At 71.2% G+C, this 13323-nt stretch carries 7 protein-coding genes; 3 read left to right on the forward strand and 4 right to left on the reverse strand.

The window, feature by feature from the left end; genetic code table 11:
* Positions 1–42 precede the first annotated feature (42 nt).
* Positions 43–519, forward strand: a complete 477-nt coding sequence (locus AB0G47_RS11630) for a DUF2867 domain-containing protein (protein ID WP_360767244.1) — start codon at positions 43–45, stop codon at positions 517–519.
* Here AB0G47_RS11630 and aceA read toward each other — a convergent pair.
* From aceA to AB0G47_RS11650, 4 genes are all read right to left on the reverse strand, one after another.
* Positions 516–1802, reverse strand: coding sequence for an isocitrate lyase (gene aceA / locus AB0G47_RS11635; protein WP_360767247.1), 1287 nt, complete (start codon positions 1800–1802; stop codon positions 516–518). The genes AB0G47_RS11630 and aceA overlap by 4 nt on opposite strands.
* A 41-nt stretch (positions 1803–1843) precedes the next feature.
* Positions 1844–5158: an alpha/beta fold hydrolase gene (locus AB0G47_RS11640; protein WP_360767249.1), complete on the reverse strand. Its 3315-nt coding sequence runs from the start codon at positions 5156–5158 to the stop codon at positions 1844–1846.
* 13 nt (positions 5159–5171) lie between these two features.
* Entirely contained in the window at positions 5172–10850 is a 5679-nt protein-coding gene (locus AB0G47_RS11645; RefSeq protein ID WP_360767251.1) for a type I polyketide synthase, read from the reverse strand.
* A gap of 188 nt (positions 10851–11038) precedes the next feature.
* Positions 11039–12013, reverse strand: coding sequence for a beta-ketoacyl-ACP synthase 3 (locus AB0G47_RS11650; protein ID WP_360767253.1), 975 nt, complete (start codon positions 12011–12013; stop codon positions 11039–11041).
* 272 nt (positions 12014–12285) lie between these two features.
* On the opposite strand from AB0G47_RS11650, the gene AB0G47_RS11655 reads away from it, so the two are divergent.
* Together AB0G47_RS11655 and AB0G47_RS11660 are read left to right on the forward strand one after the other, a co-directional pair.
* A complete protein-coding gene (locus tag AB0G47_RS11655; RefSeq protein ID WP_360767256.1) occupies positions 12286–12582 on the forward strand; it encodes a helix-turn-helix transcriptional regulator in 297 nt (98 codons plus the stop codon).
* 14 nt (positions 12583–12596) lie between these two features.
* Positions 12597–13316, forward strand: a complete 720-nt coding sequence (locus AB0G47_RS11660) for a 4'-phosphopantetheinyl transferase superfamily protein (RefSeq protein ID WP_360767259.1) — start codon at positions 12597–12599, stop codon at positions 13314–13316.
* Positions 13317–13323 lie beyond the last annotated feature (7 nt).

Below are 13323 nucleotides of genomic sequence, written 5' to 3' on the forward strand. Positions count from 1 at the left end.
GCCTGCCGTACACCGATTCAGCTGCCGAAGGAGACCTCTTCCGTGTCCACTCCGCGTGCGCGTCGCGTCGAAGTACCGCAATCGCTTCGATCAAGTGAAATTTTCAAGGATTCCAACTACGCGTCCGCTTTCGAATTAGCGACTCCGGACGCCCGGTCCCGCACTCCCGAGCAGTGGGGCCGGACCACGTTCGAGGGTGCTCCGGCTCTCCTGCAGCGGGTCCTGCGGCTGGGCTGGACGCTCGTCCTCGGACTGCGGATGGGCGGGCGGTCCGAGCCGGGCCATGTGCTCGGCTGGCTCATCTCGGACTCCGGTTCCGAGTCGATGACGCTCGAATCGCACTCGGGCCTCGTCGCCACGTACAACGTCGTCGAGGTGACGGACGCGAGCGTGGTGTGGGCGACCTCCGTGCGCTTCAACCGGCGCTTCTCCCGCGTGATCTGGGGCATGGCAGCGCCGGTCCATCACCTGGCGGTCCCGTACCTCCTGAAGCGGGCGAGCCGGTCCGCGGCCCGTTAGTGGAACTGTTCCTCCTCGGTCGAGCCGCTCAGCGCGGTGGTGGACGAGGTGGGGTTCACGGCGGTGGAGACGAGGTCGAAGTAGCCGGTGCCGACCTCGCGTTGGTGCTTGACCGCCGTGAACCCGTGTTCCTGGGCGGCGAACTCCCGCTCCTGGAGGTCGACATAGGCCGTCATGCCCGACTCGGCGTAGCCGCGCGCGAGGTCGAACATGCCGTGGTTGAGGGAGTGGAAGCCGGCCAGCGTGATGAACTGGAAGCGATAGCCCATCGCGCCCAGCTCCCGCTGGAACTTGGCGATCTGGTCGTCGTCCAGGGCCGCCTTCCAGTTGAAGGACGGCGAGCAGTTGTAGGCCAGCATCTGATCCGGGTACTGGGCGTGGATCGCCTCGGCGAACTCGCGTGCCTGGGCCAGGTCGGGGGTGCCGGTCTCCATCCACAGCAGGTCGGCGTAGGGGGCGTAGGCCAGGCCGCGGGCGATCGCCGTGCCCATGCCGTTGTGCACCCGGTAGAAGCCCTCGGCGGTGCGCTCACCGGTCACGAACCGGGCGTCGCGCTCGTCGACGTCGCTGGTCAGCAGGTTCGCGGCCAGCGCGTCCGTGCGGGCCACGATCAGGGTGGGTACGTCGGCGATGTCCGCGGCCAGGCGGGCCGCGTTCAGGGTGCGCACGTGCTGGGCGGTCGGCACCAGGACCTTGCCGCCCAGATGGCCGCACTTCTTCTCCGAGGCCAGCTGGTCCTCGTAATGGATGCCGGCCGCGCCCGCCTCGATCATCGCCTTGGTCAGCTCGAAGGCGTTCAGCGGGCCGCCGAAACCCGCCTCGGCGTCGGCGACGATCGGGGCCAGCCAGTCCACCGACGCATCACCCTCCGCCGTGGCGATCTGATCGGCCCGCAGCAGCGCGTTGTTGATCCGACGCACCACCTGCGGAACGGAGTTGGCCGGATACAGCGACTGGTCGGGGTAGGTGTGCCCGGCCTGGTTCGCATCGGCCGCCACCTGCCAGCCCGACAGGTAGATCGCCTGCAGCCCGGCCTTCACCTGCTGCACCGCCTGCCCACCGGTCAACGCACCCAGCGCATGCACGTAATCCCGGTCGTGCAGCTGACGCCACAACCGCTCGGCACCCCGCCGGGCCAGCGTGTGCTCCTCACGCACACTGCCGGAAAGCCTGACCACATCCTCGGCGCTGTACGTGCGCTCGATCCCCTTCCAGCGGACGTCGGTCGCCCAACGCTGCGCCAGTTCCGCGGCCGTTGCCGTGGTCGTTCCTGTCTGTGCCATGCCTGTCTCTCCCCGATTGGCGTGGTTACGCTTCGTTGCTGTCAGCTGTGCGAGGTGCGGGTGCGGGCGAACCATTCGCCGAGCACCCGTGCCGTGGTCGCGGCCTTGTCCTCGAGAATCGAGAAGTGATCGGCGAGGACCGATTCGCCGAAGTCCGCCGCTTTCCAGGTGGGTTCGATGGGGGCGTTCAGCGTCGCGTCCGCCGACGCCGCCCGCACCGCGAGGGTGGGGGCCTTGATGCTGATCGGCGACCACTGGTCGTAGAGCCGCAGATAGGCGCCCATCGCCAGGAGGTTGTCGTCGTTGACGACGACTCCAGTCGGGTCCCGGTCGAGGATCTCGTTCATCGCCCAGTCGAACAGGGCCTCCCGCTCGCCCCTGTCGTCGATGTCGTACGTATCGACCATCGCGACGCCCTCGGCCTCGCGCCCCGTCCTCTGCAGCCGCTCCGCGATGGCCTGGGCCATCAGTCCGCCCACGGAGTGGCCGACGAGGAAGAAGGGTTCGCCCGCTGCGGCTTCGAGCGTGGCCTCGGCCATCGCCTCGACCACCACGTCCCACGACACCGGCAGCGGCGAGGACTTTCCGAAGCCCGGCAGTATGAGCGCCGAGGTCCGCACCCTGGGGCTGAACTCGACCGCGAGACGGGCGAATTGGTGGGGTCCTGAACCCGCGAGGAACGAGGGCACGCAGATCACCGCGGGCGATGCGTTGCCATCGGCGGCAAGCACCGACCTGGGCGATCCGGTCAGCTCCGCCGTCGACGAGAAGGACGGGCGGAAGCGTGAGGCGGCCGCGAGGACCGGGACGGCTTCGGAGATGGCGTTCTCGACGTGCGCGCGGCGCATCATCACGGTGAAGGTGCCGCTGCGGCGCTCGCCGCCGGCCGCCGCGGGTGCCGGTGCGGCCGCCGCCGTCTGCTTCTCCGGCTTCTCCCCCAGCCAGTACCGCTGGCGCTGGAAGGGGTACGTCGGGAGCTCCACCGTGCGTGCGGCGCGGCCGGCGAACGCCGGTGACCAGTCCACGCGTACGCCGCCGACATGTGCCTGCGCGAGCATGAGCAGGAAGGCGGCGAAACCGTCGGGCTCGTCGTCGACCGGCCTCGTGATCAGGAACTCGGCGGGGTCGCCGCCCGCGGCGCCGATGGCCGCGGCCACCTCGTCGGCGAGGGTGGGCTGCGGGCTGATCTCGATGAACGCGCGGAAGCCGTGCTCGGCCTTCTCGCGGATGCCGTCCCGGAGGGTGTCGGGCTCCCCTGTGTCGCCGCCCGTGGACGCCCCCGCCGCGATGCGTGCGGCCTCTTCCAGCGTGCGGTGTCCGGCGATCACCGAGGCGGCGAGTTCACCGCCGGGCCGGCCGGCCACTGCGCCGGGTTGGCCGGCCACTCCGCCGGGCTGGCCGATCACCCCGTCCGGCTTGACGCCGTACGAGTCCCAGAGCGCCGCGAGCGACACCTGGACGGCGAAGAAGGCCGGGCCGAACACTCCCTCGTCGGAGAGCGCGGGGGCGCCGGGTGCGCCGTTCAGCACGTCGATGAGGTTCCAGTCGACGTGCGGGGCGAGGGCGTCGGCACACTCCCCCAGCCGAGCGGCGAACACCGGGGCAGAACCGAGGAGTTCACGGGCGAGGTCCATGGACTGGTGGTCCGGGGCCGAGACCACGAACGCGATGCTGCCGGTCCGCGCCCCGGAGTTGAGCCGGACGCGGGGGCCGGGGTCGCCGTCGGCGATCTGGGCGAGTCCGGTGAGGAGTTCGGTGCGGTCGTTGCCGACGATCACCGCGCGGTGGGAGAGCTGGGCGCGACCGGTCGCGAGGGAGTAGCCGATGTCCAGGGGGTCCAACTCCGGGCGTGCGCCCAGCCATTCACTCAGGCGGCGGGCCTGTGCCGTCAGGCCCGATGGCATCTTGCCCGACAGGACCCACACCGCCGGAGCACCCGACCCGCCGCCCTCAGGCTCCACTGGAGCATCGGCTTGCAGCGGCGGCTCCTCCACGATCACATGCGCGTTCGTGCCGCTGGCGCCGAAGCTCGACACTCCCGCCCGACGCGGACGGGCCCCATTACGCGGCCACTCCCGCGCCTCGCGCAACAGCCCCACCGCACCCGAAGACCAGTCCACCTTCGACGTCGGCTCATCCACATGCAACGTCGCCGGCAACGACTGGGCACCCATCGCCATGACCATCTTGATGACGCCGCCGACACCCGCCGCCGCCTGCGTGTGGCCGATGTTCGACTTCAGCGAGCCGAGCCACAACGGCCGCCCGGCCGAACGGTCTTGGCCGTACGTCGCCAGCAGCGCCTGCGCCTCGATCGGATCGCCGAGCACGGTCGCCGTGCCATGGCCCTCCACCGCGTCCACATCCGCCGGCGACAGATCCGCGTCCGCCAACGCCGCCCGGATCACCCGCTCTTGGGACGGGCCGTTCGGCGCCGTCATGCCGTTGCTCGCGCCGTCCTGGTTCACCGCCGAGCCGCGCAGCACCCCATACACCCGACGCCCGGCGCGCCGCGCATCCGACAACCGCTCAAGGAGGAGTACGCCCATGCCCTCCGCCCAGCCGGTGCCGTCCGCCGCCGCAGCGAAGGAGCGGCAGCGGCCGTCCGGGGAGAGTGCGCGCTGCCGGGAGAACTCCACGAAGACGTCGGGCGTGGCCAGGACGGTCACGCCGGCGGCCACGGCCAGCGAGGACTCGCCGCGGCGCAGGGACTGCATGGCCAGGTGGGTGGCCACCAGCGACGACGAACACGCCGTGTCCACCGTCAGCGCCGGGCCCTCGAAGCCGAACGTGTAAGCCACCCGGCCCGAGACGAAGCTGCCCAGGTTGCCGATCCCCCAGCGTCCGCCCACCTGGTCGGCGCGGGCGCGGGCCAGCCAGGCGTAGTCCTGGAACATGACGCCGGCGAACACGCCCGTCCGGCTGCCGCGCAGCGAGGCCGGGTCGATGCCCGCGTCCTCGAACACCTCCCAGGAGCCTTCGAGGAGCAGCCGCTGCTGCGGGTCCATGGCCAGGGCGTCACGTCGGCTGATGCCGAAGAACCGGGGGTCGAACTCCGTCGCGGTCGACATGAAGCCGCCGGAGCGCACATAGCTGGTGCCGGGGTTGCTCGGGTCGGGGTCGTAGATCGCGTCCAGGTCCCAGCCGCGGTCGGCGGGGAAGCCGGATATCGCTTCCTTGCCGTCGTCCACCAACTGCCAGAGATCTGTTGCGGAGTTGACCTCGCCGGGGTACCGGCAGGCCATGCCGACGATGGCGATCGGCTCCTGGGACAGCTCTTGCTGCTGCCGAAGCCGGACGTTGTCCTTCAACGCCGACCGGAGTGCTTCTACTACGTCCTCGTTGTCGACAGGCATATCTGGGTTCCAATCACACGTCGTCGCCGCGCAGGGCCATTCGTACGAGGTCTTCGGCGTCCATGGCGTCGAGCCCCGCCGCCGGGTCGGATGACGTCCCGTCGTCGGCGGTGGCGGCGGGCCCGTTGGAGTCATCGGTGGCGGGGTACAGCCGGTCGGCCAGGAGCAGGGAGACGGCCCGTGGCGTGGGGTGGTCGAACACCGCGGTGACCGGGAGCCGCAGTCCGGTCGCGACGTTCAGCCGGTTCCGCAGTTGTACGGCGCCCAGGGAGTCAAAGCCGATCTCGTTGAAGGCACGGTCGGGGGCGACCGCGTCGGGTCCCGGGTACTGCAGGACCGCGGCGATCTCGGCACGTACCAGGCGCAGCAGTTCGCGCTCGCGCTCCGGGCGGGTCAGGTCGGCAAGGCGGTCGAGGAGCGCGGCGGATGCGTCGGTGGGGCGGTCGGGCGCTGCCGGCACCAGATCGCGCAGCAGGGCGGGTGCCATGCCGGTCGCGGCCTGGGTGCGCAGTGCGGCCATGTCGAGCCGCGCGGCCAGGACCAGGTGGTCGGCCGATTCGAGGGTGGCGTCCAGGAGTTGGAGCCCTTCGCCGGCGGAGAGGGCGACGACACCGCTGCGTGCGAGGCGCGCGGCGTCGGCGCTGCTGAGGTGGCCGGTCATGTCGCTGCGCTCTTCCCACAGGCCGTACGCGATCGACACCGCGGGCAGGCCTTGGGCACGGCGCCGGGCGGCGAGCGCGTCGAGGAAGGTGTTGGCGGCTGCGTAGTTGCCCTGGCCGGGTCCGCCGATCGCTCCGGCGAGCGAGGAGAACAGCACGAAGGCGGTCAGGTCGAGGCCCTCGGTCAGTTCGTGCAGATGCCAGGCCGAGTCGGCCTTGGCCCGCAGCACCCGGTCGAGCTGAGCCTCCGTCAGGGAGGTGATCAGGCCGTCGTCCAGGACTCCGGCGGCGTGCACGACCGCGCGCAGCGGATGCTCATCGGCCACCCCGGAGAGCAGCCCGGCCACAGCGGCCCGGTCCGACACGTCGCAGGCCTCGATGCTGACCTGTGCGCCGAGCCCGGTGAGCTCGTCCACCAGGGCGTCGGCGCCCTCGGCGGTCCTGCCCCGCCTGCTGGCGAGGAGCAGGTGACGTACGCCGTGCTCGGTGACAAGATGCCGGGCGACCAGCGCGCCGAGGCCGCCGGTGCCGCCGGTGATCAGGACCGTCGACTCCGGGTCGAGCGCGGGGCGCGTCCCGGCGGGCCGCCTGCGGGTCATGCGCGGCACGAGCAAGGCGCCTTCGCGTACGGCGACTTGGGGCTCGCCCAGGGTGAGGGCCGCGGCGAGATCGGGCTCACCCGCGTCCGCGTCGAGATCGACCAGGGCGAACTTGCCGGGGTGCTCGGCCTGCGCACTGCGGACCAGACCCCAGACCGGGGCGAGCGCCGGGTCGGGCTCGTCACCGGGGCGCACGGCCACCGCCGAACGGGTCACCAATGCCAGGCGCGTGTCGGGGAGTTGAGCGTTCGTGAGCCAGTCGCGCAGCAGGGACAGGACCTGGGCGGTGACCGCGCGCGCCGCATCGGGCACCGCGGTCGCGTTCTCGGGCGAACCGAGGGGGGCGATCACCCAGGCGGGGTGGGGGTTGCCTGTTGCGGCGGTCGCAATGGGCGTAGTAGCGCCGAGTTCCGTCACCCCCAACGCCGTCGCGTCGAGGACCGCCATGGCCTCGGCCGGTTGCGCCGTCGGTGTCACGGGCGTCCAGTCCACCGCGAACAGGCAGTCGGCCGTCACCGCACGCCCCGCGGCGAGCTGGGCCGTCGACACCGGTCGCGCGAGGACCGAGTCCACCGAGGCGACGACGCGCCCCTGGTCGTCCCGGGCGATCATCCGTACGGCGTCGCCACCGACCGGGGTCAGTCGGACCCGGAGTGCCTGCGGAGCACGGTCACCGGGGTACAGCCGCACGCCGGACCAGGCGAAGGGCAGCATCGCCGAGCCCGCGTCGCGGTCGCCCGCCCGGTCGGCGAAGGCGGCGTGGAAGGCGGCGTCGAGCAGCGCGGGGTGCAGGAGGTGGCGGGGGTCGAGGTCGTCCATCGTGCCGTCGATGAGGACGTCGGCGCAGATCTCGTCACCGCACCGCCAGGCGGACCGCAGGCCCCTGAAGGCCCGCCCGTACTCCATGCCACGGTCCGCGAGCCGGTCGTAGAGATCACCGAGCCCGATGGCGACGGCGCCCTGCGGCGGCCAGGCGGCGGGCGGCTCCGACTCCTGGATCGGCTCGTGGACGGGGTCCGCCTGCCCCGAGAGGACCCCCGACGCGTTGCGGGTCCAGCCGTCCGTGCCGTCGTCCGAGTACAGGGTGAAGGCGGCACGGCCACCCGCGTCGGGCTCCGTCGCCTGGAGTTGGATGCCGATGCCGTCCTCGCGCACCAGGAGCGGGGCCTCCAGGGTCAGTTCTTCGACCACGGGTGCGCCCAGGCGGGCGCCGGAAGCTGCGGCCAGTTCCACCAACGCCGTTCCCGGTACGACCACTTCGCCGAAGACGGTGTGGTCCGCGAGCCAGGGCTGCCGCTCCAGGTCCACGCGTCCGGTGAAGAGATGGCCGAGGTCCCCTGCCAGGCGTACCTGGCCCGCCAGGAAGGGGTGGCGGCCGGGGGTCAGGCCTGCGGACGGCAGGTCGGCGCCGGCGTCTCCGCCGCCGGCGGCGGGCCAGAACCGCTGCCGGGTGAAGGCGTAGTGGGGCAGTTCGACACGCTGTGCCCGCCGTCCTGCGAAGGCCGCCGACCAGTCGACGTCGACGCCGTTCACATACGCCTCGCCGACCGAGCCCAGGAAGTCCTCGATGCGGCCGTGGTCGCGCTTCAGGGTTCCGCTGACGACGGCACGGGTGTCGGGGGCGGCCGACTCGACGGTGTGGCTGATCGGTGCGGCGAGCACGGGGTGCGGGCTGATCTCGATGAACGTCCGGTATCCGCGGCCCACCAGGTCCCTGACTGCGTCCTCGAAGAGCACCGGGTCGCGCAGGTTGTCGTACCAGTAGGCGGCGTCGAGCGTCGCCGTGTCGACCAGTGCGCCCTTGACCGTGGAGTGGAAGTCGATCGCCGCCGAACGGGGGCTGACCGGCGCGAGGTCGGCGGCGAGACGCTGCCGGACGTCCTCGACCTGCGCGGAGTGCGATGCGTAGTCGACGGATATCCAGCGCGCCCAGACGTTCTCCGCCACGCAGTCCTCGTAGAGCTCGTTCAGCGCCTTGGAGCCGCCCGAGACGATGACCGACGAGGGGCTGTTGACCGCGGCGATGGAGAGGTCCGTGGACAGTACGGCGAGCCGCGCCCGTACGTCCGCCGCCGATTCGGCGATGGACAGCATGCCGCCGCCGCGGCCGAGTGTGGCGATCGCCTGGCTGCGCAGGGCGACGATCCGGGCGGCGTCCTCAAGGGTCAGTCCGCCCGCGACGCAGGCGGCGGCGATCTCCCCCTGGGAGTGGCCGACGACCGCCTCGGGCTCGACTCCGTACGAGCGCCACAGCGCGGCGAGTGACACCATCACGGCGAACAGGGCGGGCTGCACCACGTCGACGCGCTCCAGCGTGGGCGCGTCCGGTTCGCCCTTGAGTACGTCGATGAGGTTCCAGTCGACGTGCGGGGCGAGGGCCTCGGCGCACTCGGCCATCCGCTCGGCGAAGACCGGCGCCGTGGAGAGCAACTCGACTGCCATGCCCGCCCATTGGGAACCCTGGCCGGGGAAGACGAATGCCACGCGGCCCGGCCTTGCGGTCGCGCCGGGGGCGGTGTCCTGTCCGGGCGCCGGGTGCTCGATCTGGGCCAGCTGGGTGAGGAGTTCGGTGTGGTCGTTGCCGATGAGCACCGCGCGGTGGGAGAAAGCGGCGCGGTCGGTCGCGAGGGAGTAGCCGATGTCCACGGGGTCCAACTCCGGGCGTGCGGCGACCCATTTACGAAGGCGGCGGGCCTGTGCCGTCAGGCCCGATGGCATCTTGCCCGACAGGACCCACACCGCCGGAGCACCCGCCCCGCTCTCCGGCTCCAAAGGAGCATCGGCTTGCAGGGGCGGCTCCTCCACGATCACATGCGCGTTCGTGCCGCTGGCGCCGAAGCTCGACACTCCCGCCCGGCGCAGACGGGAGGCGTCGCGCGGCCACTCCCGCGCCTCGCGCAACAGCTCCACCGCACCCGAAGACCAGTCCACCTTCGACGTCGGCTCATCCACATGCAACGTCGCCGGCAGCGATTGGGCGCCCATCGCCATGACCATCTTGATGATGCCGCCGACTCCCGCTGCCGCCTGGCTGTGGCCGATGTTCGACTTCAGCGAGCCGAGCCACAACGGCCGGTCGGCCGAACGGTCTTGGCCGTACGTCGCAAGCAGCGCCTGCGCCTCGATCGGATCGCCGAGCACGGTCGCCGTGCCATGGCCCTCCACCGCGTCCACGTCCGCCGGCGACAGGCCCGCGTCCGCCAACGCCGCCCGGATCACCCGCTCTTGGGACGGGCCGTTCGGCGCCGTCATGCCGTTGCTCGCGCCGTCCTGGTTCACCGCCGAGCCGCGCAGCACCGCGTACACGCGATGCCCGCTGCGCCGCGCGTCCGACAGCCGCTCAAGGAGCATCACTCCGAGCCCGTCGGAGAATCCGGTGCCGTCCGCCGCCGACGCGAACGAGCGGCAGCGGCCGTCGGCGGACAGCGCGCGCTGCCGCGAGAACTCCTGGTACACCGTCGGTGTCGACGCCACCGTCACTCCGGCCACCAGCGCGAGCGAGGATTCGCCGCGGCGCAACGACTGCATCGCCAGGTGGGTGGCCACCAGCGACGACGAACACGCCGTGTCCACCGTCAGCGCAGGGCCCTCGAAGCCGAACGTGTAAGCCACCCGGCCCGACGCGACCGCCGGGAGCGTGCCGATCCCCCAGTAGCCCTGGAGGCTTGAGCCGCCCGAGCGGGCCACGTAGCTGTAGTCGACGCCTGATACGCCGGCGAAGACGCCGGTCGGGGTGGCGCGCAGCGAGGCGGGGTCGATGCCCGCGTCCTCGAAGACCTCCCAGGCGCCTTCGAGGAGCAGCCGCTGCTGCGGGTCCATCGCCAGGGCCTCGCGCGGGCTGATCCCGAAGAAGTCGGCGTCGAACTCGGTGGCGCCGGTGATGAAGCCACCCGACTTGGAGTACGTCGTGCCGGGGTGGTCGGGGTCCGGGTGGTACAGCTCGGCCAGCGGCCAGCCGCGGTCCGTCGGGAACTCCGAGATGGCGTCGCGGCGCTCCTCGACGAGGCGCCACAGTGCGGCGGGCGAGTCGACGCCGCCGGGGTACCGGCAGGCCACGCCGACGATCACGATGGGGTCGTCTTCGGCGGGGGCCTGGTCTCCGGCCGGTGCGTCTTCGGCGGGGGCCGCGTCCGCCACATTCTCGTCGGCCGCGGTCGTATCGGCGGGCACCTCGATACGGGACACCAGATATCGGGCGACCGCGTCGGGATTGGGATGGTCGAACAGCATGGTCATTGGCAGTTCAAGGCCGAAGGCCCTGCCTAATTGACTGGTCAGTTCAAGTGCAGCCAGTGAGTTGTAGCCGTAGTCGAGGTATGCGCGCTGAGGATCGATGACATCCGGGGACTGACCGAGCAAATCCGCGGTTTCCTTGAGGACAACATCAAGGACCGTGCGCAGGTGGTCATTGTCGCCTATTCCTGCACTGCCCATGTACTTCCCCCATTCAAGCGCCTACCGCTTCCGGAACCTACCTCAAGGAAGGCCGGACCGCGGCGAATATTCGACGTGCCGCACGGGCAGCGAGAATCTCGCGGAGTCGCAAACCTCGACCATTTACATAAGCTATCCATCAGTCACGCATCCATCAGTCACGCATCCATCAGTCACGCATCCCTCAGTCACGGGCACGACACCACCTGCGCCGCATAGCTGAGCCCCGCGCCGAAGCCGAGCAGCAGGACCGGGTCGCCGGACCGGACCTGACCCAGGTCGATGAGGCGGGACAGCGCGAGCGGCACGGAGGCCGCCGAGGTGTTGCCCGTCTCCACGATGTCGCGGGCCACGGCGGCGTTCGTGGCGCCGAGCCCGGCGGTGAGGCGTTCGATCATGCGCAGGTTGGCCTGGTGGGTGACGAAGCCCTTGAGGTCACCGGGGGCGATCCCGGCGCGCGCACAGGCCTCCTCCGCGACCGCGGCCAGCTCGGTGGTGACCCAGCGGTAGACGGCCTGGCCGCGCATCGTGACGCGGCCGTGCCGGTCGGGGATGGCGACCAGAGAGGCCTGGTCGCCGTCGCCGCCCCACACCACCGGGTGGATGCCCGTCCGTTCGGCGGGTACGACGACCGCGGCGCCCGCGCCGTCGGCGAAGACGGTGGCGGTGTCCACGTCCGCCGGGTCCACCCAGTCGGTCATCCGCTCCGAGCCGACGACCAGGGCGCAGCGGCTGGTGCGGGAGCGGATCAGGCCGTCGGCGACCCCGAGTCCGTAGCAGAACCCGGCGCACGCGGCGTTCACGTCGAAGGCCGCGGTGTGCGGCACGCCGAGCAGCGCGGCGACGGTCGCGGCGCCACCGGGCATGGGCGACGGCATGGAGCAGGTGGCGAGCACGAGGAGGTCGATGTCGGACGGGGCGAGGCCTGCGGCCGACAGGGCCTTGGCGCCGGCGGACGCGGCCATCGCCGTGACCGAATCATCCACGCCTGCAAATCTGCGTTCGCGAATACCGACGCGCCGCTCGATCCACTCGGCCGTCACGCCGAGGGGTGCGCCCAACTCCGCATTGCCGACGACCCGCTCCGGGCGAAAGCCGGAGACGGCCGCGATCCTGGAACCGGTTACCGTTTCGGGAACGGCCGGGGCAGATAAATGGGACAACGCAGGTCACCTCGTCAATTGTTCAACATCAATAGCGCGGTGGACGTCGGCGGTGCGACCCCTGGAAGGTGATGCGCAATTCACGCCCTTTATCACGCCAGTTACCTGAACGGTCAACCTGGCTACAGTGTGGCGCAAGTCACATCGAGGGCCGGTGGATTCACGCTCGATCTTCTTTAGGGTTTGACCACAGGGGGAATTATTTGATCATGGGTGCGTTTTATGCATATGACTCCTCCTGCAGTGCAGACTTCCTACGAGTGGGAGAGCGTATGAACGGGGAGCACGTTCCGGGCAGCAGCTTCATCGAGCGCAGCACAACAACCGTCGAGCGTTCCGCGCTCCAGGGTCTGACCCCCCGGGAGCGCGAGGTGCTCAGCGTCCTGCCGGCCGGCGAGGGGAACCGGGCGCTTGCCAGTCGGCTCGGCATCGCCGAGCGGACCGTGAAGGCCCATCTGACCAGCATCACCCGGAAGTTAGGGCTGCGTTCCAGGACAGAGGCCGTGCTCGTGTCGTTGCAGTGGGCAGACGACCTCCGCCAGTGCGGAGCGAGCACCGACAAGGCGTAGCGGTACGCCACATCGTGAACGACGTCGCCGTCCGGACCCTCCGGATTCCCGATCATGCCGCGGCCGCCGCCGCGCGCTCGGGGGTTCTCGACGCCGACGAGGCCTCGCGCGCCGAGGAGTTCCAGGACCCCGCGGCGCGCGAGCGCTATGTCACCGCGCATGTGGGACTGCGCGTCCTGCTCGGTGCGCGGCTCGAAGTGGCCCCGCACAGCGTGCAGTTCGTCCGCGAGCCCTGCGGGATGCCCGACTGCGAACTGCCGCACGGCAGACCCGCCGTCGCGGGCAGGCCCGATGTGCGGTTCTCCTTGTCGCACGCCGGGGACTTCGCCCTTTACGCACTGGCCGGCTCGCCGGTCGGGGCGGACATCGAGTCGGCGGAGCTGGCACGCGACGGCTTCGCGCGGATGCTGCGCCGCCTGCATCCCGCCGAGCAGGAGGCCGTCGCCGCGCTCCCCGCCGAGCTGCGCGAGGCGGCGCTGCTCGGCTGCTGGGTGCGGAAGGAGGCCTTTCTGAAGGGAATCGGGACGGGGCTGCCGGGCGGGGTCGGCCGCCGGCACGTGGGGCTTCCCGCGGAGTTCGCCCCGCGCGACGCGCCGCCCGTGCCTGCGGGCTGGTCCGTCGTCGATGTGCCCGCGCCCGACGGATACCGGGCCGCCATCGCCGTACGCAGGCAGGACGGAGCGCCGGACGGAGATGCCCCGCGCCTCCGCGCCGCCGAACTGCGCCTGGAATGACGGCCGT

Origin of the sequence: Streptomyces sp. NPDC021622, from assembly GCF_040640795.1 — a bacterium.
Taxonomy (GTDB): Bacteria; Actinomycetota; Actinomycetes; order Streptomycetales; family Streptomycetaceae; genus Streptomyces.

What these genes read in the sequence shown, in the direction of transcription:
- aceA (WP_360767247.1), bottom strand. Translation starts at nt 1,802, where the DNA reads ATGGCACAGACAGGAACGACCACGGCAACGGCCGCGGAACTGGCGCAG.
- AB0G47_RS11640 (WP_360767249.1), bottom strand. Translation starts at nt 5,158, where the DNA reads ATGCCTGTCGACAACGAGGACGTAGTAGAAGCACTCCGGTCGGCGTTG.
- AB0G47_RS11645 (WP_360767251.1), bottom strand. Translation starts at nt 10,850, where the DNA reads ATGGGCAGTGCAGGAATAGGCGACAATGACCACCTGCGCACGGTCCTT.
- AB0G47_RS11655 (WP_360767256.1), top strand. Translation starts at nt 12,286, where the DNA reads ATGAACGGGGAGCACGTTCCGGGCAGCAGCTTCATCGAGCGCAGCACA.